The following is a 20063-nucleotide window of genomic DNA, read 5'->3' as shown; positions in this document are numbered from 1 at the left end:
ACGAGGCGCACCCGCGCCCGTGCACCCTGATGCCATGTCGGCCAGGTCACGCCGCCACCCCCGAGGTGACGTTGCCAGCGCACGGCAGCGCCGATCCTGGGCAAATGGCGCACTGGTGTCGTGATTCGCACCCATGTTCGCCGGATACCGGGTTACTGTCACGATTGGCCTGGGAATGGCAGAGCAGCAACTCACATCGGGAGGATTTGAATGAGCGCCTACCAAACCGTGGTGGTCGGCACGGACGGTTCGGACTCTTCGTTGCGCGCGGTGGATCGTGCCGGCCAGATCGCGGCCGGCGCGGGCGCCAAACTGATCGTCTCGACGGCGTACTTCCCTCAGGGCGAGGACCAGCGCGCCGCGGACCTGCTCAAGGACGAGGGGTACAAGATGTCCGGCAATGCCCCGATCTACGCGATCCTGCGTGAGGCGCGGGACCGGGCGAAGGCCGCTGGCGCCGAGAACATCGAGGAGAAGGCCGTTGTCGGCGCTCCGGTGGATGCGCTGGTCGATCTCGTCGAGGAAGTGGGCGCCGACCTGCTCGTCGTCGGCAATGTCGGACTGAGCACCATCGCCGGCCGACTGCTCGGATCGGTGCCGGCCAACGTCGCCCGCCGGGCGAAGTCCGACGTGCTGATCGTCCACACGTCCTGACGTCCGAACGACAACGAACCCTGGGTCGGAGAACCGACCCAGGGTTTCGTCACGCCGTGGTGCTCAGGTTGCGGATGCCTTGGCGATCGCGGTGATGGCCGCGTCCAGCGTCGCGTTGAACTCGTCGTCGCTCTGCTGCGCGGTCAACCCCTCGGTCAAAGCGCGCGAGAAGCTCGCGATCACACCGTGGTTCGCTGCGAGCTTGTCACAGGCCTCGTCGCGGTCGTAACCGCCGGACAGCGCGACCACGCGCGCCACCTTCGGGTGGTCGACGAGTTCGCGGTACAGGTCGTCGACGCTGGGCAGTGTCAGCTTCAGCATCACCGCCTCGTCGAGGCCGTCGAGGGCCGCCAGCAGCGCGGCCTTCAGCTGATCCTCGGCCTCGGCCTTCTGGGGGCTGTGGATGTCCACCTCGGGCTCGATGATCGGCACCAGACCGGTGGCGAGGATCTGCCTGCCGACCTCGAACTGCTGGTCGACCACGGCCTGCAGACCGGCGCCGGGTGCCTTGATGACCGAGCGCATCTTGGTCCCGAAGACGCCCTTGTCGCGGGCACGGGCGAGCAGATCGTCCAACCCGGGGATCGGCTTCATCACCTGCGCGCCGTCCTGCTCGTCGGCCAGACCCTTGTCCACCTTCAGGAACGGCACGATGCTCTTGACGTTCCACAGGTAGTCCGCCGTGGGCCTGCCCTCGACGTCGCGATCCATCGTGTCCTCGAAGAGGATCGCGCCCAGGATGCGGTCGCCGTCGAAACTCGGGCTGGTGATGATGCGGGTCCGCATCTCGTGGACGAGATCGAACATCTGCGCGTCACCGGAGTAGGCGTCTTCGTCGATGCCGTACAGCTTCAGCGCCTTGGGGGTGCTGCCGCCGCTCTGGTCGAGGGCTGCGATGAAGCCGGCGCCACGCTGCACCTTGGAGAATTGTTCGGCGGTGTGCTGATCGGTGTTCATGTTCGTAGGTTCTAACACGTGCGCTGCTGCGGGGAAAGGAACCGGTCTCAGGCCCCGGTACCGCGGTCGACTGCGGCCAGGGTGAGCGCCTTGACCACGCTGTGGCGGCCCAGGTCGATCTTGAATCCGTTCTGACTGAGTGGCTGCGCGCCGGTCATCGCGAGCTGCGCTGCGACGTGAAAGGTCTCTGCTGTAGGCGCCTGCCCGATCAGGCTGGCTTCGGCGTCATGCAACCGCCAGGGCTTCGCGGCCACACCACCCAAGGCGAGCCCTGCTGACACGATGCGATCGTTGTCGAGGTGAAGACCAACGGCGACGGACACGAGCGCGAACGCGTAACTGTGGCGGTCGCGCACCTTGAGGTACCAGGAGTTGTCGCAGAATCTGGAGGGCGGCAGCTCGACGCCGAGGATCAGATCGTGCGGCTGCAGCGTGTTGTCGGTCTCGGGCGTCCCGCCGGGTAGAGCGAAGAAATCGTTGATCGGAACGGTTCGTCGGCCCGTCGAATTCTGCACGTGCACTTGTGCGTCGAGGATTTCCAGTGCCACGGCCATGTCGGAGGGATGGATCGCCACGCATCCGTCGCTGGCGCCGAATATCGCGTGTTCCCGGTTGAATCCGTGTCGCGCAGCACAACCGGTGCCTGGGTTGCGTTTGTTGCACGCCGTGAAGGTTGTCTGCATGAAGTACGGACATCGCGTGCGCTGCAACAAGTTTCCACCAACGGTGGCCATGTTGCGCAATTGGGTGGTGGCGCCGCTGAGGATCGCATGGGACAGCACGGGGTACTGCGTCCGGATGAGCGGGTGGTTGGCCACGACGCTGTTCGTGACGCTTGCCTCGATGAAGACGCCTCCGATGTCGGTCTCCGAGACGGACGTGAGGCCGAGGCGCCGAAGATCGATCAGCGCCTCGGGCTGTTCGACGCCTCCCTTCATCAGGTCGATGAGGTTCGTCCCTCCGGCGAGATACTTCGCCCCGGTGGTGGTGGCGGCGTCGATGGCGTCGGCGACGGAGGTGGCGTGGCGAAACTGAAAGGTCTTCACAGGTGCCGCTCCTGGGCCACCGTCTGGATCGCCGCCACGATGTTGGCGTACGCGCCGCACCGACAGATGTTGCCCGCCATCCGTTCTCGAATCTCCGGCGTCGTCAGCCTGCGACATCCGGCGATCACATCGTTGCGAGTGCCCTCGAAGGTGCTCGTGCTGATGTCTCCGCGCTGGTGCTCCGCCAACATCGCGTGGGCTGACGAGATCTGACCGGGTGTGCAGTATCCGCACTGGAATCCGTCGCAGTCGAGCATGGCTTGCTGGACTGGATGCAGTTGGTTTCCGTCTGCGATTCCTTCGATGGTGAGGACATCGGCCCCGTCGATCGATGCCGCCAGTGTGAGGCAGCTGACGACCCGCTCACCGTTCACTGCCACTGTGCAGGCCCCGCACAGCCCATGGTCGCAGCCCTTTTTGGTGCCGGTGAGGTGGAGTCGCTCCCGAAGCAGGTCCAGCAGGGTCGATCGGGGGTCGACAGTGATTCGATGGAGGTCGCCGTTGATGCGCAGTTCCAGGCGGTAGCCGCGCTGGCGGTCTGGCCCACCGTGCCCGGTGTCGGCGTCGCTGGTCGTCACGAGGTGGGGTTCGGCGGCTGGTAGGGGCGCATGAGGTCCTCCAGAGTGATCGGCAGGTGACGCAGCCTCGTGCCGGTGGCGTGGTAGATGGCATTCGCGATCGCAGCCGGCACCCCGCAGGTACCGATCTCGCCGATGCCCCGCACGCCGATCGGATCGAGCCCGTAGTCGGGCTTGTCGATGAAGGAGATATCGAATTCTGGGCGATCGGCGTGGGTCGGTAGGTAGTACTCCCCGATGGGAAGCGCGGTCGTTTCGTCGTGCGGGACCTGCTCGAGGAGCGCCATGCCGAGCCCGAAGGTGATGCCTCCCATCACCTGGTTTCGGGCCAGTTTCGGGTTGAGCACCCGACCGCAGTCCATGACGGCGACCCACCGGGTGACGCTTGCTCGTCCGATCTGCTCGTCGACTTCGACTTCGCAGAAGTGAGCACCGAACGACTGGAACGCTTCTGCCCGCTGCTCGCCCTCGTCGCTGGTGATGTCGAAGCTCAGTGTGTCGCGATAGGCGGCGGCTGTTTCCGGAGCCAAGGCGCTGATGTCGACAGAGGAGGGTTCGCAGCCATGGAACGGCGAGAACTGGTCACGGACCACCGCGTCGGCGAATCGGCGTTTCCACTCCGTGGCGGCCGCGAAGACGGCAGAACCGACTGTGGCCGTGGTCTGGGATGCGCCGCTGTAGGGGGCCGCCGGGAACAGCGAGTCGCCAGACAGGAAAGTCACCCGGGACATCGGCAGTCCGGTGGTGTCGGCGGCGACCTGCGTCATCACGGTGCGCACGCCGTTGCCGACTTCGTGGGTGGCCGATGAGAATCGCACGCTGCCCTGCGCGTCGGTCTCCACGCGACATCCCGCGGGCATCCGACGACCAGGGTAGGTGGCGGTCGCCATACCCCAACCGACGTGAATGCCGTTGCGGCGCATCGCCCGCCGGGTCAGTGGCCGATCGTTCCAGCCGAACCGACGTGCACCGTCGTGGTAGCACTCGAGCAGGTGCTTGCCCGACCAGGGTTTACCGCTCGCCTGATCGATGTCTGCGTGGTTGCGGACGCGCAGGTCGAGCGGGTCCATGCCGAGTCTCTCGGCCAGTTCGTCGATCGCGGACTCGAGCGCGAACAATCCCGGCGCCTCGCCCGGGCCGCGCATGAAACACGGTGTGGGCGAGTTGATTCGCGCGGCGCGATGGGAGACGACCAGGCTGGGGGAGGAGTACAAGAAACGGGTGGAAAGGCCGGCTGGCTCGCAGAAGTGGGCGACAGTGGACGTCTCGGTCAACGTGTGATGCTCGGTGCCGAGGATCGAACCGCCGGTGTCGGCGATCAGTGACAGGTCCTGGTAGGTCCGGGGACGATGCCCCGTCGAGGTGAACATCTGGTCCCGCGTGAGCACGACCTTCACCGGCCGATCCACGGCTCGCGCAGCGACCGCGCACAACACCACGTGCATCCACAGGAAACTCTTCGACCCGAAGGCGCCGCCCACCAGTGGTGCGACGATGCGGATGCGATCCTCCGGCATGTCGAGGTAAGCGGCCAATGCGGTCCGCTCGCCGGCGATCCACCGGGTGCTGTCGTGAACGTCGAGGTGGTCGCCATCCCAGTGGGCGATGGTCGCCGAGAGTTCGATGGGGTAGTGCGCATTCGTCGGTGTCGTGTAGTGCGCGTCGATGCGGATCGTGTCCGGGCCTGCGGACGGGGGCTGGCCCCGGTGGTCTTGCAGCTTCTCCTCGTGCAGTTTCACGAAGTGATCGGGAAGGTAGCTGCCGTGACGGATCTGGCCGTCCTTCTCGTCGGGCGCGGTCGGCTGCTCCACGACGGCGTGGGCGTTCAATTGCGCTGGTGCCGTTTCGTAGTTCACGGTGAACAGCGATGCGGCGGCGACGGCGTTCTCCAGGGTGTCCGCCACCACCATGGCCAGATGTTGGCCCACGTGTTGAACGGTGAGATCCGAGAGCGGCGGACGTCGCTCCAGCGGCAGATCGAAAGTCAGGTCCCGCGGCAAGGCACGCAGATGCGGGCAGTTCAGGGGCGTCAGGACATGCAGTACGCCCGGTGCACCACCGACCACGACGGCGGCGGTTCGCAGAGATTCTTCGGTGACGCGGCCGTGCGGGATCTCGGTCTGCACCAACACCGCGTGCGCGAGTTCAGGGAGGACGACGTCGGCGGTGTACTGGGCTTTGCCGGTCACTTTGTCGAAGCCTTCGACGCGGCTGATGGGCCGTCCCATGGCCTCTGGTGCCGTCGTCATCACGCTGCCCTTCCTGACTAGCCTCAGCCAACCAGCCTGAACGTAGGGGGTGTGGCAGGTCATCAGTCATATGACTGACGGGATTCGGTCTCCCCTGATCTCAGTCACCCGGCTGATGAACATACACGCGGTTTACCCCACACTGAGGAGCGTGTCGATCTCCGGCGAGCGCGGTGGCGGGGCCGCCAATCCGCACGGCGTGGCGTTGGATCGCGCCGCGCAGGCGTTCGTCGACATCGCAGATCGCAGTGTCCCGGCGGGTGTGGCGTCAGTGGACATGCACCGCGCGGCATTCGTCGAGTTGCAACGCTCGACGACGGCGGAGCCCGGGGTCAGCGAACGCTGGATCACGATCTCGGGACCCGATGGAGACGCACTGCGCATCCGCATCGTCGAGCCGCCGCGGCTGGAACGCCCCGCGCCGGCTGTGCTCTATCTGCATGGCGGTGGCTGGGTCCGCGGGGACGCCGCCACCCATGACCTCCTAGTGCGCGACATCGCGGTGCGAACCCAGACTGCCGTGGTCTTTCTCGAGTACTCCCGCTCACCCGAGGTGCGTTACCCACTCGCGCTGGAGCAGGCGTATGCCACGGCAGCCTGGATCGTCGCACGCGGGCCAGATCACGGACTGGACCCGAACCGCCTGGCGATCGCCGGAGATTCCGAAGGCGCGAACCTCGCGATCAGCCTGATCCTGACGGCACTTCGGCGCAAGACGTTTCAGTTCGAGCAGCTGGTGGCCTTCACCCCGGTAGTCGACGCGAACTTCGCCACCGAGTCCTATCGAACGTTCGCGCGCGGCTACGGATTGCGTCGTGATGACATGCAGTGGTACTGGGATCAATACGCCCCCGATGTGGACGCACGTCTGGACGCCACAGTGTGCCCGTTGCGCGCCGACGATGCTGACCTCGCGAGGTTCCCACCGTCGTTGATCATCACCGCCGAGGCAGATGTCGTGCGCGACGAGGGTGAGGCGTTTGCGGCGCGGTTACGGTCGGCGGGCGCCGCCTCGGCGGCCGTGCGCTACGAGGGTACGATCCACGACTTCGTCGTCTTGACCGCTCTGCGGCAATCGCCGGCAGCGAAATCGGCTCTAGCACAGGCTTGTTCGGTGCTGAAGAGCACGCTTGGCACCGCCGCGCACAGCGATCAGCCATAGGTCAGGTGGTGAACACACGCAATTCGTGACGGCGTGTGACACCCAGCTTCGGGTACACGTGGTACAGGTGGGATGCCACCGTGCGCGGCGAGATCTTCAGTCGGTCTGCGATCTCACGGTTGGTCATTCCGGACGCCGCCATCGTCACGATCTGACGTTCCTGGGCGGTCAGGTCCTGCAGGGCATCGGGGGAGGCCGGCTCGTCGGTGAGCACGCCAGCGGCACGCAGTTCGCTGCGCGCGATGTCGGCCAGCGGTGCAGCGCCGAGTCGGGTGAACACCTCCAACGCCGCGCCGAGCAGCAATCTCGCTTCGGCGGGGCGGCGGGCCCGTCGAAGCCACTCGCCGTAATGCAGCCGAGCCCGTGCCCTGTCCAGCGGCCACTGGTCGCCAGCGGGGTCGAACACGGCGAGCTTGAAATGGTGTTCGGCACGGTGGCCGGCGGTGGTCAGGGCGAGGGCCTGATGTTGGAGCAGACGAAGCCGGGTGGGGGGCCTGGTCATCACGTGGCGGCCGATCTTGGCGATGAGGGGCGCGACCTCCTCGGCTCGCCCACATCGCGCGGCCGCCCACGCGATGTCGGCCACCGCGCGGTAGGAAACCACGAAGTGGACCGGATCGGCGTTGTCCTGGAAAGCCGCTCGGAATCGGCGGAAGGCTTCGTCGAAGTCTCCGGCAGCCACCGCCATCCAGCCCGAGGCGCGGGTGAGAGCCACGTCGGTCGCCGGCGGGGGCGTGCCGGTGCCGGGAGTGACGTTGCGAGCGCGGCCGAGCGCAGCGGCTGCTGCCGTGACGTCGCCTCGGAACGCGTGTAATTGAGCTGCGCAGGCAGTAATCTCACGCTCGACCAGGACCATGGAATGCACGGCGGTCGCTGAGTCGGCAAGCCCGAACAGGTGAGTCAACTCGTCCCACCGGCCGGTGTCGAGCAGTGCCCACGCCAGCGGTGCCAGCGCGAAGGCGAACCCGCGTAGTCCCGTCAGCTTTGACATGTCGTCCACGGCGTGACCCAGTTCGGCGGCGGCGATGGCGCTTTCCTCGCAGGCGTACGCCATCGCTCCGGTGATGAGTTGTCGTGCCGTACGAGCCGTTGCGTCCTGGTGGGACTGGGTCCGCAACCATGCGCGGTCGAATTCACGGGGTCGCGCCGTCGTCGATGCGGCCGTCTCGGCATACATCCTGACGTATGCGAGCTGCAACGGTGCCACGGTGGTGGGGAATGGAACCGCGTAGCGGCTCGGCGCGGTGGGTGTCTCGATGGTCGGCAACCAACCCTGCAGGTGTTGGCGGTGCTCGCGGGCACCGGTGTAGAAGGATGCGCCTGCTGCCGCGTAGAGCAGCGCGAGCTGCAGGTGGGTGTCGGTGGGCCGACGGCCGTCCAGGACGGCGCGAATCGTGTCGAAGGACTCGGTGACGCGCCCGTACTGCAGCTGTACCGACGCACCGGTCAATGCCGCGAAACCCGCGACATCGGGATCGTCGGCCTCGGTGAGGGGGACTTCGGTCAGCGCGTGTGCCCAACCGGGATCGCCCCCGAAATTCGCGGCACTGGCGGCCTGCGCGTAGCGCCGTGCGGCGTCGCTACGCCGAGGACTCATCTCTGCTGCCCGCTGGAGTGCGCGTGCCAATTCCAATTCCCTGCCCAGGCACGACGAGGCGATGGCTGTGTCTTCCAAGGCTGCGGCGATCGTCTCGTCCGGCTCGGACGCCGCGGCAGCCAGATGCCAGGCCCGCAGGCTGTCCTTGAGGCCCTGACTGGCGGCCAGCGCGCGGTGCGCGCTGCGTTGAGAGCCCAGATCTCCGTCGGCGAATGCGGCCGAACGGATCATGGCGTTCGCGAAGACGACATGTCGGTCGTCGGTGAACTCGACGATGCCCGCGGCGCGGGCCGGCTGCCATGCGGTGAAGTCATCGTCGAGGCCTGCGGCCGCAGTGATGGCGTCGATGGTCTCGTACCCGGTGGCCGCTGCAGCCACGAGCAGGAGCCGACGCGTGTCGGCGGGGAGCGCGGAGATCTGATCCACGAACACCGGGTGGTAGCCGGCCAGTTCGTTCAACGTGGCGCCGTGAAATGTCTTGGTTTGATTGCGGCCGTAGGCGCGGGCGTACTCGATCAACGCCAGCGGGTTGCCACGCGCCCAGCGGATGATCTCACCGCGAACACTTCGGTCGGGTTGAATCAGCTGGGCATCAAGCAGTTCGGCTGATGCAGACGCCGACAGCGGGCCCAGGTCCAGTGTCGCGATCGATCGTGCGGCACCACCGAGGACATCGCGCCGACGCGCAGCCAGGACGGCTCGCACGCGCGTCCCGGTCAGCTGCGCGGCCACAGCGAGAAGCAGGCCGCGAGCGTCGTCATCGGCCTGGTCGATGTCGTCGACGGTCAGCAACACCGGGACGCGGGCTGCGTCGAGCAATGCGGTGACGGCGTCGATGAGAAGGTCACGGTGCAGTGCCGTTGCGGCAGAGCCGTCGAAGAGATCGTCGAGTTCCTCGCGGAGCGCGCGGGGCAGGCCGGCGACGTGGTCGCGTAATGGCCAGAGCAACTTGACCATCCGTACCCGCAACGGTGATCGTGCCGTGCCTGAGGTGGGCAACACGACGCCCCGGTCGCCGATATGGTCGATGACGTAGTGCAGCAGGGTCGTCTTTCCGATGCCGGCAGCCCCGAACACGATCAGCGCCGGGGCGGCGCCAGGGACGCCACCGGCGACCGCCGATACAGCCGCGATCGCGTCGGCGCGGCCGACGGGGCACACAGTACGGGTGGAGGTCATCGCAGGAGGGCCTCGTTGAGGAATGCGACACCCTGTTCAACCGCCGCCCTGGTGGGTGGGCTGTCGGCGAGTTGCCTGAGCACCACGAAGTCGTGCACCGCGCCCAGATAGCGCACCGCCGTCACCTCGACACCCGCGCGCCGTAGTTTCACGGCGAAGTGCGCGCCTTCGTCGCGGACGACATCTGCTTCGGCGGTGACGATCAGGGTCGACGGCAGACCGCTCAGATCGTCGTGTGTCGCGTAGAGCGGTGACACCGTGGGACATTCGACGTCACCGTCGCAGTACTGGTCCCAGTACCACGCTTGCTCAGAGCTGCTGATCAGATATCCCGAAGCGAAAGTCCGGTGCGACTCCGATCGGCACGATGCGTCGGTGGGGGGATAGTAGAGAAGTTGAGCGCGAAGGCGCGGGCCGCCGCGGGACTTGGTCACCATTGCGACCGCGACCGCCAAGGTCGCCCCGGCGCAGTCGCCGGCAATGGCGAAATTCTTTGCGTCCAAACCGAATTCGTCAGCGTCGTCGTAGATCCGCCGCAGCGTTGCGTAGCACTCCTCCAGCGCTACGGGATACCGCGCCTCCGGGGTGCGGCTGTACTCGGGCACCACCATCGCCACCTGACACCGCAGCGCGAACTCTCCGATGACGGCGGCGTGGGTGTCGACATCGCCGAACATCCAGCGTCCCCCGTGCAGGTACAGAACCGCGGGAAGCGGCCCGACGGCATCCTCTGGTCGCACGATCCAGAACCCGGTCAGATCCGACGGCCCCACCTCGGCGGTGTGAAATCTCGCCACGATCCCCGGACCTGCGATGCTGCTCTGTTGGACTTCGCGCAGCGCCACTCGACCGTCTTCGGGTCCGAGGTCCCGCAGCGTCGGGGGCGTGCGCATCGCCTCGACCAACTCGGCGGCTGCCGGGTCGAGAACCACACCACCAGGTCGTCCATCGAAACTCACACGCCGCGCCCTGCCGCCCAGACGCGGCCTGTCACCGCGTGATCTGCGTCGATCATAAACCGTCCCTCGACGATTCGGCTCATCGTGCAACGCTCCCACCTGCGCGAACCCGAGCCATCAGTCACACGACTGATGACGCTGGGAACGTCCTCGCCGATACTCGACCCGAGGTCGACAACGGCCTGGCCACCGATGGTCGAGCACGCCCACCAATCCCGTCGACGCGCTCGGCGTCGGACGGTCCTGAGGCCGAGTCACCGATCACCACCGAGGAGCTTTCATGGCCACCATCACCACCGCCGACGGGACGGAGATCTTCTTCAAGGACTGGGGGCACGGGCAGCCGATCGTCTTCAGTCACGGCTGGCCGCTCTCGTCGGATGACTGGGACAACCAGATGCTCTTCTTCCTGGCCCAGGGCTACCGTGTGATCGCGCACGACCGGCGCGGCCACGGACGTTCCACCCAAACACCGGGTGGGCACGATCTCGATCACTACGCCGATGACCTGGCCGCCCTCGTCGGGCACCTCGACTTGCACGACGTCATCCACATCGGTCACTCCACCGGCGGCGGAGAAGTGGTTCGGTACCTGGCCCGCCATGGCGAAGAGCGCGCGTCCATGGCCGCTCTCATCAGTGCCGTCCCGCCGCTGATGGTGCAGACCGATGCCAACCCGGAGGGACTGCCCAAGAGCGTGTTCGACGGATTGCAGGCCCAGCTCGCCGCAAACCGATCGGAGTTCTACCGCGCACTGCCCGCGGGACCGTTCTACAACTTCGACCAGCCCGGCGTCCCTTCGTCAGAAGCGATCATCGAGAACTGGTGGCGCCAGGGCATGATGGGCGACGCCCTGTCGCACTACGACGGCATCGTCGCGTTCTCGCAGACCGACTTCACCGAAGACCTGAAGAAGATCACTGTCCCGACGCTGGTGATGCACAGCGTCGACGACTAGATCGTGCCCTATGTAGCGGCCGGACCGAAATCGGCTGCGCTGTTGCGCAACAGCACCCTGCGCACCTACCGCGACCAATTCCCGCACGGGATGCCCACCACACACGCCGACGTCATCAATGCCGACCTTCTCGAATTTCTCACAGGCTGATCGGGGATCACGATGCCACATCTTTTCTCGCCCTTGACATTGCGGGACATCACCTACGCCCACAGGGCCTGGATGTCGCCGATGATGCAGTTCGCCGGCGTCCCCGAGGGTCCCGCTACCGGCTCACCCACCGACTGGCATCTGCAACACCTGGGCTCCCGCGCGGTGGCCGGTGCCGCGCTGGTGATGGTGGAGGCCACCGCCGTGGACCCGTTGGGGCGAAGCAGTCACCACGACCTGGGCCTCTGGAATGACGTTCAGGCGGAGTCGTTTCGCCGTCTCACCAGCTTCCTCAAGGACCAGGGGACTGTCCCCGGCATCCAGATAGTGCACGCGGGGCGTAAGGGCTCCACGGGGGTTCCCTGGCCGGACGAGAACCGGCCCCCGCACCAGCCCTGGGAAACCGTGGGGCCCAGCGAGGTGGCGTTCGGGCGGTTGCCTGCCCCGGCGCAGCTGAGCACCGACGACATCGCAGCCATCGTCGAGGCGTTCGCGAACGCGGTGCGCCGCGCCGCCGAATCCGGTTTCCAGACGCTGGAGATTCACGGCGCCCATGGCTACTTGATCCATCAGTTCTTGTCGCCACACTCCAATCACCGTCACGACGGTTACGGCGGCCCCCTGGAGCACAGGATGCGGTTCGCCCTCGAAGTCGTCGCTGCGGTGCGCTCGGTCTGGCCAGACGAACTACCGCTGTTCTTCCGCGTCTCGGCCACTGACTGGCTCGCCGGTGACACCGACGACGTCCGGCCGGGGTGGACGCTCGCCGACACCGTCGAGCTGGCCGCGCGGCTCAAGGGCCTCGGTGTCGATCTGGTTGACGTCTCCTCGGGCGGATCGGCACCGGATGCCACCATTCCCGTCTCACCCAGCTACCAGGTGCCCTTCTCCGCTCGGGTGCGCAGGGACGTCGACATTCCCACTGCGGCAGTCGGGCTCATCACCGACCCGGAGCAGGCTGACAGGATCATCGCCGACGGGAACGCCGACGCGGTGTTCCTGGCCCGCGTACTGCTTCGCAACCCGGCGTGGATTCGGCAGGCTGCCGATCATCTCGGCCACCACCTGTCCCATCCGGTCCGCTATGCAAGGGCGTTCGGCTGAGATGCACACGCTCATCGTCGGCGGATCCCTCGGTGGGCTGGCGTGTGCCCACGAAATGCGTTCGATCGGAGCCGATGTCGCGGTGTACGAGCGGTCGGTGGACCGCACGCAGCCGCGTGGCGCCGGCATCGTCATGCAGCAGGAGGTCGCCAATCTGCTCGCCCGACTCGGCCGGTCGGTGCCCTCGGTCAGCGTGCTGTTGGCCGAACGTCAGCAGCTGCATCACGATGGTGACCCCCATCGCTACTCGGCGCCGCAGTGGATGACCGCCTGGGACACCCTGTATCACGCCCTTCGTGAGCCGCTCGGCGACGTCTTACGACTCGACAGCACACTGACCGGCCTCGCGGGCGGCGAAACTGCGCTGACCGCGACATTCGGTGACGGGAACACCGCCACCGGCGATGTCGTCGTCGGCGCAGACGGCATCGGGTCGACGACCCGGCGACTGCTCACCGGGCGAGACGACGTGAGATACAGCGGCTACGTGGCGTTTCGGGGACTCGAGGCTGAAGCTGAGATCTCTGAGCGCCTGGTCGATCTGCTTGCCGAGCGATTCACCATCTTCGCCGTTCCGGGACTGCAGATGCTGTGCTACTTGGTGCCCGGGTCCACCGGGCACACCTCCGCGGGCCTGCGTCGTGTCAACTGGGTGTTGTACGTCAACACCGCCGAGGCGCGGGTCGCATCGCTCGTGACCGGACGCAGCGGGCAACGCTTCGAACAGTTCTTACCGCCGGGGGAACTCAGCGACGCCTCGATGACCGCCCTTCGCGATCTGGCTGCCAGCCGATTACCCGCGGCCTTCGACGAACTGATCGCTGCGTCTCGGGTGTTCCTGCAACCCGTGTACGACCTCCCCCCAGCCCGCATGGTCGCCGATCACGTGGTGCTGATCGGCGACGCCGCCGGAACGGTACGACCCCACACCGCCTCGGGCACCTCCAAGGCGTTCGGCGACGCGGCCGGGCTTGCCCGGACGTTGGCGGGGTGGGTCCCCGGAACCGCGCTTCCGCTGCCCTCATTGGGCCTGTGGGAGCGGGCACGGTTGCACCATCTGCATGCCGTCGCTCGTGCCGGTGTTCGGCTGGCCGCGCAGTCCGGTCTCGGCCCCACCGGCCCGCAGTTCCTCGCTGCGGACACGGCGACCGCCGGCAGTGATAGCCGATGACCCCCTAGCACTCAGGCCGCGGCGCGATCGACCGTGATCTTGAAGATGGCCGCGCCAACGGTCCCGAACGCGTCACCGCTGCCGATGAACAGTCGCTTCGTGTCATATCCGGCGACGTCCTTCATGCTCTCCCCACCGAACCGCGCATGCGCGTCACCATCGGGCAGGATGACGTCCACGCCCAGAAGAGCGTGACGTATGGCGTCGCGCTCGCTGCCACTGGCGGTGGCTATCAACTCACCGACAGTCCGGCCGGTGGCCCGCGTCGGGATCGCCGCGCAGCCGACGTGCTGTTCGTCGAGGTATGCCGCCAGGTCGGCGAGCGTCACCCCGGCTCCCACGACCAAGCTCAGATTGGCTTTGTTGACGGTGATCTCGGTGCTCGGGCCGGACGGTTCCCGCTCACCCGGAGGGGGCGCCGCAGCACCGTCTCGAGCGGGTTGTCCTCCCGTGGCGGCCGGCCGATGTCGACTCAGCGCCCTGCGCACCGCGGCCTCGAACCGCCCCACTGTGGGTTCGTCGACGGATTGGTCGGGCAACATGATGCCGGGATTGAACAGGCCGCGTGGGTCGAAAACGCGTTTGATCGCCCGCTGGGCCGAGATCTCGACCGCGGTGAATCGCTTGGTCATGAACAGGCGCTTCTCGGTGCCGACCCCGTGTTCGCCGGTGATGGTCCCACCCAGACGCAGAGCGGCATCGACGATCTCGTCGTTGGCCGCCCGCAGCGCGGCGGGCGCCTTCGGATTGTCGCGGTCGTAGAACGTGAAGGGATGCAGGTCACCGTCCCCGGCGTGCCCGCAGACCATGATGAACAGCAGACCGTCGGCGTGGCGGGCGGCGGCCGCCTGGATCGCGTCCTGCATCTCGGGGAAGTGCTGACGCGGAACGGTGACGTCGCCGATGAAGAAGCCCTTGCCGCTCTGCACGACAGTGTCGGGTGCGTGCAGTCGCCCGAACCACAGCTTGTTTCGGGCATCGTCGTCATCGGCGCGGCGGACCTCGACGGCGTTGCGTCGCAGCACCGCCTCCACGACCGCGGAGTCTCGCTCCACTTCTTGGGCCGTGCCGTCGATGTCGATCAGCACGATCGCGGCCGCATCGGGGGGATATCCGGTGTCGGCGTAGGGCTGCAGGCCCACTATGCCGGCGTGGTCAAGCCATTCGACACACGCGGGCACAGTGCCGGTCTCGATGATCGCGGCCACTGTGTCCGCAGCTGCGTGGGTCGTCGCGAAACTACCCATCAGGCTGCGGGTCACCGGCGGGAGTGGGCGCAACGACACGGTGGCCTCGGTGAGGATGGCCAGGGTGCCTTCTGACCCGATGAGGATGCCGAGTAGATCGGCACCGTCGTCGTCGGCGCGTAGCCGGATCACCGTCCCGTCAGCGAGCACCGCCTCGGCCTCGAGCACGTGGTTGTAGGTGACGCCGTATTTCAGTGCGTGCGGGCCGCCGGCGTTCTCGATGATGTTGCCTCCGACGGTCGCAAGATGCGCCGATACCGGATCCGGCGAGAAGCAAAGCCCGTGTGGCGCCAGAACCTCCTGCAGCGCAATGTTGATCACTCCTGGTTGAACGCGCGCTGTGCGGCCATCCGGGTCCACGGCCAGGATCTGATTCATCGCCGACATGTCGATCATCACTCGGCTCGGGTCAGCCATGACGGCTGCGGCACAGTTGGAGCCGCCACCTCGGGTCACCAGGGAGACACCCAGTTCCGCAGCGACGGTGACGATGGCGACCACCTCGTCACGGGTGCGGGGCCGCAGCAGCAATCCGGGGGTGCCGCCGAACCCCCAGAAGTCGCGACCGTGCCGAGTCAGGTCGGTGGCGTTGGTGATCACCGCCCCGGCGCCCGGCAAGACCTTGATGAACTCATCGGCCAAGGTGTCAACAGCTGTCATGTCGTCAGTGTGTGACACCGCGCGCGATAGCCGCATCAGTCGGGTGACTGAGTGCGCGGTGACCGGCACGGGCACATCTCAAAAGGCCCGCACGCCAACCATTGTCATCAGTCAACCGACTGATGGCAGCCTCGACTGCCTGGGAGAAGGTGGAGCCGACTCGACGAAGGGATCATCCGATGGCCGGTCAGGTGAGCACCTCAGGACTCGACCCCGCAGTGCAGGCGCTGCTGTCCGGCGACTCGACGTCGTCGGGAGAGCAGCGGGCTGCCGTCGACTCCGACCATGAGGAGTGGAGCGTCGTCGACTGCGAAGACTCCGGGGTAATCACGGTGCGCATCGTGCGACCCACCGCCATCACCGACCCGGTGCCGGCCATCGTCTACGTGCGTGGCGGGGAACTGATGTCCGGAGCGGCGATCATCCACGACCGACTGGTGCACCATCTGGTCGTGCACACCGGCGCCACCGTGGTCTGCCCGGACTACGGCGATGCCTGGCAGACCAGCAGTCGGCGCACCGTCGAGCAGATTCACGCGGTGTGCCGATGGGTGGCCGAACACGGCGCCCCACGAGGTATCGATCCGACCCGTATTGCCCTTGTCGGAGATTCGATCGGAGCCACGCTCGCGGCGGCGGTCGCCGTAAAAGCGTTGCAGTGCAGACAGTTCGAGTTGCTCTACGTTGCGCTCGTGTGTCCACTGGCCGATCCCGGCCGCAGCGGACCGTCGCATCGGGACTTCGCCGACGGATTCCTCCTCTCCGAGGAGACCGTGAAACGGTGGTGGGAGCACCACACCGGCGATGACGACCCGAGCGGCGACGAGGCGTCCCTGCTGAGTGCCGGTCACGCCCGCTTCGTCGGCATGCCGCCGACGCTGGTCATCACCGCCGAAGCCGACCCGGTCCGCGATGACGGAGAGGCATTGGCCGCCCTGCTGCGGCATGCCGGTGTTCCCACCACCTCGGTGCGCTACGGCGGCACCATCCACGACTTCGTCGCACTGGATGCATTGGCCGATACCGCTGCAGCTGTGGCCGCGCTTCGGCAGACGACCTCGGCGCTGGCGGTGGCGCTGGGTTGCTCGGCGCGAGCCGGCGACAACCCGGCCGCCCCACTTCTCACTGACGACCAGTGGAAAGTGTTGAGCAGCTATGGAACTAGACACAACGTCACCGCCGGCCAATTGTTGTTCGAGGCGGGCCAAGCCGGTTGCGACATGGTCCTCGTGCAGACGGGCACGATCGAAGTGGTCCGGCGCGCCATCTCCGACACGCCGGAGAAGGTGGTTGCACACTATGGACCTCGTCAGTTCAGCGGGGAATTGAATCTGCTCACCGGTCAAGCCACCTACTTCGACGGCCGCGTGTCCACCGCGGGCACGGTCGTGCGAATCGACCCCTTGCAGTTCCGCCGTCTGATGGACGAGCAACCCGACCTATCCGATGTCATCCTGCGGGCCCTGGTGGCCCGCAGGCAGAACCTGCTGACTCGGCAGGCCGGCACCATCGAGATCCTCGCCGGCGCTCCGTCAGCACGCGCGCTGGCCCTGCACACCTACCTCGACCGCCTCCAATTGCCTTTCACGTGGAGCGATTTCCGCTCCGAGGCAGGTGTCCGGTTGGCCCGCGACGCCGCGCTGACCGCAGCCGATCTCCCTGCCGTGATGACTGCCGACATGGTCATACGCCGCGCTACACCCGCTCACCTGGCTGATGTTTTCGGCTTCACTCATCGCGAGATCGATGATGCCGATGTCGACGTGGTCGTGATCGGAGCGGGCCCGGCAGGACTGGGCGCTGCGGTCTACGGTGCGTCGGAGGGGCTGCGGACGCTGGTGCTGGATTCTGTCGCGCCGGGAGGTCAAGCGGCCAACAGCTCCCGCATCGAGAACTATCTCGGGTTCACCTCCGGTCTCAGCGGCGCCGACCTCACCGGCCGCGCCGCAATTCAGGCACAGAAGTTCGGCGCTCGCATCGACGCCCCTCGCCGCGTCACCGGCATCCACTGCGCCGATGACGGCATCGAGGTTCGACTGGCCGATGGCGGCGTCATCACCGCACGAGCGGTCGTCGTCGCGACCGGCGCGCAGTATCGATCGCTGCCCCTGCATCGGTGGTCGGACTTCGAGGGAGCTGGGATCTTCTATGCTGCAACGGAACTGGAGGCACGCGCATGTGCCTCCTCCCCGGTGACCGTTGTCGGCGGAGCGAACTCGGCAGGGCAGGCTGCACTGTTTCTCGCCGAGCGCGGCAGCGTGGTCGACATATGCATACGCAGTACGTCACTGACCGCGGGCATGTCGGCCTACCTCGCCGATCGAATCCTGGCCCATCCCAGGATCACGGTGCACACTCGCACCGAGATCACCGGATTGCACGGCGCCGACCACCTCGCGGCGATCACCACGACCACCACCCTCGACGACGGCAGTGTCCGTGTCGACCGTCGCGATTGCATCGGCTTGTTCTGCTTCATCGGCGCCGCGCCCGCCACAGGCTGGCTGACCGGCGTCGCCCTCGACGATCACGGGTTCATCCTCACCGACGCGCAGATACCCGACGACGCGCTTGGTCCCCGCTGGGGTGCGCTTTCTCGGCGCCCGTTGCCTTTCGAGACGAGCCTGCCCGCGGTGATGGCGGTCGGTGACGTGAGATCGGGTTCGATCAAGCGGGTTGCCGCAGCGGTGGGGGAGGGCTCCAGTGCGATCAGCTCGGTGCACGCCGCAGTTGCGTCGGTATCAGCGCGGTGACGACGGTCGGCGCACCGTGGCAGCTCGGGAATGCGATCGATATGTCGTCGGGAACATACCAGCATCCCAAGTAGTGTCAGCCGAGACATTGAGAACCGCATTCACTGTGACGACACTCATGTCATGACCCACACCGTGAACGAGACGACACACCCGCACGAGGTGACGTCGACGCCGGGAACCCGCAGCATCGTCAACCCTGCCACCGGAGCCACCATCCAGACTGTGGCCGAGCACGGCGCTTCTGGCATCGACGATGCCGTGGCTTCCGCGCTGGCCGCCTTCCAGTCCGGACCCTGGCCGGCGATGACACGTAGCGAACGCGCCCGCCTCCTGCTGCGCATTGCCGACGCTGTCGAAGCCTCCGCGGAACGGCTCTACACGCTCGAAGCCCTGAACAACGGACGGCCCATCACCGAGACCCGCGCTCAACTGTCCCGCGTGCCAGAGTGGTTTCGCTACAACGCCGGACTCCTCGCCGCGCAACGCTGGGCCGTCCTCCCCGGCGACGGTCCGCACCTGACCTACCAGCAGCGGATACCGCTGGGCGTGTGCGGGATCATCACCCCGTTCAACCATCCGCTGCTGATCCTTGCCCGCAGTCTGTCGGCGGCACTGGCCAACGGCAACACCGTGGTGGTCAAGCCCTCCGAACTGACCCCGCTGACGACGCTGGCGCTCGCTGAGATCGCTGCTGAGGCTGGTCTTCCCGACGGTGTGCTCCACGTCGTCACGGGTGCTCGCGAAGCAGGAGTTCGGCTGACCCAGCACCCCGATGTCGCCAAGATCACCCTGACGGGCGGTACCGAGGCGGGACGAGCCGCCGCCGTCGCCACTGCCGCGCGATTTGCTCGTGTGACAGCCGAACTCGGCGGCAAGACACCCGTCGTCGTCTTCGATGACGTGAACCCCGTCGACGCCGCCGAGGGTGCGGCATTCGCCGCATTCGTCGCTGCCGGCCAATCCTGTGTCGCCGGTTCACGGTTCCTGGTGCAACGCGGCATATACGACGCTTTCGTCGCCGCCCTCGCGCACCGCGCCTCCAGCATTCGGATCGGTGACCCCACTGCGGCCGATACCCAGATGGGTCCCGTGATCAGCGCTCGCCAACGCGACAAGGTCACCGATCTCATCGAGATCGGCATCACAGAGGGGGCCCGCTTGGCCGCCGGCGGGGCCGTACCTGAATTGCCCGCCTCGCTGCGCGATGGCTTCTTCCTGCAACCCACCGTCCTGGCCGATGCCACGATCGACATGACTGTTGCCCAGCAGGAGATCTTCGGACCTGTGGCGGTCGTCATCCCATTCGACGACGAAGCCGATGCGATCGCGATGGCCAACGACAATCGTTACGGCCTCGGCGCCGGCGTGTGGACCCTCGACGTGGCACGCGCCCACCGCGTCGCTTCGCGCATCACCGCGGGCATGGTGTGGATCAACGATCATCATCGCCTCGAACCGTCACTGCCGTGGGGTGGCACGAAGGAATCCGGGATGGGCAAAGACGCCGGCACTGAGTCGTTCGACGACTTCTCCTGGATCAAGACCATCGTCACGCGCACCTCCGCCGAACCCGTCGACTGGTACGGCGGACACGAACAGGGACGGCTGAACTGATGAAAACGCCTCAGTCACAACA

At 66.7% G+C, this 20063-nt stretch carries 13 protein-coding genes and 1 pseudogene; 7 read left to right on the top strand and 7 right to left on the bottom strand.

Features of this window, described 5'->3' with window-relative positions:
- Positions 1-210 precede the first annotated feature (210 nt).
- A complete protein-coding gene (locus tag ACZY1G_RS24810; protein ID WP_221361050.1) occupies positions 211-654 on the top strand; it encodes a universal stress protein in 444 nt (147 codons plus the stop codon).
- Positions 655-717: 63 nt separating this feature from the next.
- On the opposite strand, the gene ACZY1G_RS24805 is transcribed toward ACZY1G_RS24810, so the two are convergent.
- The 4 genes from ACZY1G_RS24805 to ACZY1G_RS24790 are packed head-to-tail and all read right to left on the bottom strand — an operon-like array spanning position 718 to position 5484.
- Complete coding sequence (locus tag ACZY1G_RS24805; RefSeq protein ID WP_463823889.1) at positions 718-1611, bottom strand: fructose bisphosphate aldolase; 894 nt, start codon at positions 1609-1611, stop codon at positions 718-720.
- 47 nt (positions 1612-1658) lie between these two features.
- Positions 1659-2657 carry an FAD binding domain-containing protein gene (locus ACZY1G_RS24800; protein ID WP_463823888.1) on the bottom strand — a complete coding sequence of 333 codons (999 nt, stop codon included), beginning with the start codon at positions 2655-2657 and terminating at the stop codon, positions 1659-1661.
- Positions 2654-3235 carry a (2Fe-2S)-binding protein gene (locus ACZY1G_RS24795; protein WP_463817986.1) on the bottom strand — a complete coding sequence of 194 codons (582 nt, stop codon included), beginning with the start codon at positions 3233-3235 and terminating at the stop codon, positions 2654-2656. The genes ACZY1G_RS24800 and ACZY1G_RS24795 overlap by 4 nt, the downstream gene beginning before the upstream one ends.
- The gene (locus tag ACZY1G_RS24790) at positions 3232-5484 is read right to left on the bottom strand and encodes a xanthine dehydrogenase family protein molybdopterin-binding subunit (RefSeq protein WP_463823887.1); all 2253 of its coding nucleotides are present in this window, start codon (positions 5482-5484) and stop codon (positions 3232-3234) included. The genes ACZY1G_RS24795 and ACZY1G_RS24790 overlap by 4 nt, the downstream gene beginning before the upstream one ends.
- Positions 5485-5635: 151 nt before the next feature.
- On the opposite strand from ACZY1G_RS24790, the gene ACZY1G_RS24785 reads away from it, so the two are divergent.
- Positions 5636-6646: an alpha/beta hydrolase gene (locus ACZY1G_RS24785; RefSeq protein ID WP_463817988.1), complete on the top strand. Its 1011-nt coding sequence runs from the start codon at positions 5636-5638 to the stop codon at positions 6644-6646.
- A gap of 1 nt (position 6647) precedes the next feature.
- Here ACZY1G_RS24785 and ACZY1G_RS24780 read toward each other — a convergent pair whose 3' ends face one another.
- Both ACZY1G_RS24780 and ACZY1G_RS24775 read right to left on the bottom strand, forming a co-directional pair.
- The gene (locus ACZY1G_RS24780) at positions 6648-9422 is read right to left on the bottom strand and encodes a LuxR C-terminal-related transcriptional regulator (protein ID WP_463823886.1); all 2775 of its coding nucleotides are present in this window, start codon (positions 9420-9422) and stop codon (positions 6648-6650) included.
- Positions 9419-10381 carry an alpha/beta hydrolase gene (locus ACZY1G_RS24775; protein ID WP_463823885.1) on the bottom strand — a complete coding sequence of 321 codons (963 nt, stop codon included), beginning with the start codon at positions 10379-10381 and terminating at the stop codon, positions 9419-9421. Before ACZY1G_RS24775 ends, ACZY1G_RS24780 begins: the two co-directional genes overlap by 4 nt.
- A gap of 280 nt (positions 10382-10661) precedes the next feature.
- On the opposite strand from ACZY1G_RS24775, the pseudogene ACZY1G_RS24770 reads away from it, so the two are divergent.
- The 3 genes and pseudogenes from ACZY1G_RS24770 (at position 10662) to ACZY1G_RS24760 (ending at position 13764) form a co-directional block, all read left to right on the top strand.
- Positions 10662-11489 (top strand): annotated as a pseudogene (locus ACZY1G_RS24770) (alpha/beta fold hydrolase).
- Positions 11490-11501: 12 nt separating this feature from the next.
- Positions 11502-12593 carry an NADH:flavin oxidoreductase/NADH oxidase gene (locus ACZY1G_RS24765; protein ID WP_463823884.1) on the top strand — a complete coding sequence of 364 codons (1092 nt, stop codon included), beginning with the start codon at positions 11502-11504 and terminating at the stop codon, positions 12591-12593.
- A gap of 1 nt (position 12594) precedes the next feature.
- Entirely contained in the window at positions 12595-13764 is a 1170-nt protein-coding gene (locus tag ACZY1G_RS24760) for an FAD binding domain-containing protein (protein WP_463823883.1), read from the top strand.
- Between the two features lie 11 nt (positions 13765-13775).
- Here ACZY1G_RS24760 and ACZY1G_RS24755 read toward each other — a convergent pair whose 3' ends face one another.
- On the bottom strand, positions 13776-15671 hold the full coding sequence (locus tag ACZY1G_RS24755; protein WP_463823882.1) for an FAD-binding oxidoreductase: 1896 nt from the start codon (positions 15669-15671) through the stop codon (positions 13776-13778).
- A gap of 122 nt (positions 15672-15793) precedes the next feature.
- Between ACZY1G_RS24755 and ACZY1G_RS24750 the strand changes: the two genes are divergently transcribed.
- The gene (locus ACZY1G_RS24750; RefSeq protein WP_463823881.1) at positions 15794-18424 is read left to right on the top strand and encodes an alpha/beta hydrolase fold domain-containing protein; all 2631 of its coding nucleotides are present in this window, start codon (positions 15794-15796) and stop codon (positions 18422-18424) included.
- 123 nt (positions 18425-18547) lie between these two features.
- The gene (locus ACZY1G_RS24745) at positions 18548-20041 is read left to right on the top strand and encodes an aldehyde dehydrogenase family protein (protein WP_463823880.1); all 1494 of its coding nucleotides are present in this window, start codon (positions 18548-18550) and stop codon (positions 20039-20041) included.
- The last annotated feature ends 22 nt before the right edge of the window (positions 20042-20063 follow it).

The sequence above is a fragment of the Mycobacterium sp. IDUB_5 genome, from assembly GCF_055419565.1.
This window is presented reverse-complemented; position numbering and strand designations above follow the sequence as displayed.

What these genes read in the sequence shown, in the direction of transcription:
- ACZY1G_RS24750 (WP_463823881.1), top strand. Translation starts at nt 15,794, where the DNA reads ATGGCAGCCTCGACTGCCTGGGAGAAGGTGGAGCCGACTCGACGAAGG.
- ACZY1G_RS24790 (WP_463823887.1), bottom strand. Translation starts at nt 5,484, where the DNA reads ATGACGACGGCACCAGAGGCCATGGGACGGCCCATCAGCCGCGTCGAA.
- ACZY1G_RS24760 (WP_463823883.1), top strand. Translation starts at nt 12,595, where the DNA reads ATGCACACGCTCATCGTCGGCGGATCCCTCGGTGGGCTGGCGTGTGCC.
- ACZY1G_RS24780 (WP_463823886.1), bottom strand. Translation starts at nt 9,422, where the DNA reads ATGACCTCCACCCGTACTGTGTGCCCCGTCGGCCGCGCCGACGCGATC.
- ACZY1G_RS24765 (WP_463823884.1), top strand. Translation starts at nt 11,502, where the DNA reads ATGCCACATCTTTTCTCGCCCTTGACATTGCGGGACATCACCTACGCC.
- ACZY1G_RS24810 (WP_221361050.1), top strand. Translation starts at nt 211, where the DNA reads ATGAGCGCCTACCAAACCGTGGTGGTCGGCACGGACGGTTCGGACTCT.
- ACZY1G_RS24745 (WP_463823880.1), top strand. Translation starts at nt 18,548, where the DNA reads ATGACCCACACCGTGAACGAGACGACACACCCGCACGAGGTGACGTCG.
- ACZY1G_RS24755 (WP_463823882.1), bottom strand. Translation starts at nt 15,671, where the DNA reads ATGACAGCTGTTGACACCTTGGCCGATGAGTTCATCAAGGTCTTGCCG.
- ACZY1G_RS24805 (WP_463823889.1), bottom strand. Translation starts at nt 1,611, where the DNA reads ATGAACACCGATCAGCACACCGCCGAACAATTCTCCAAGGTGCAGCGT.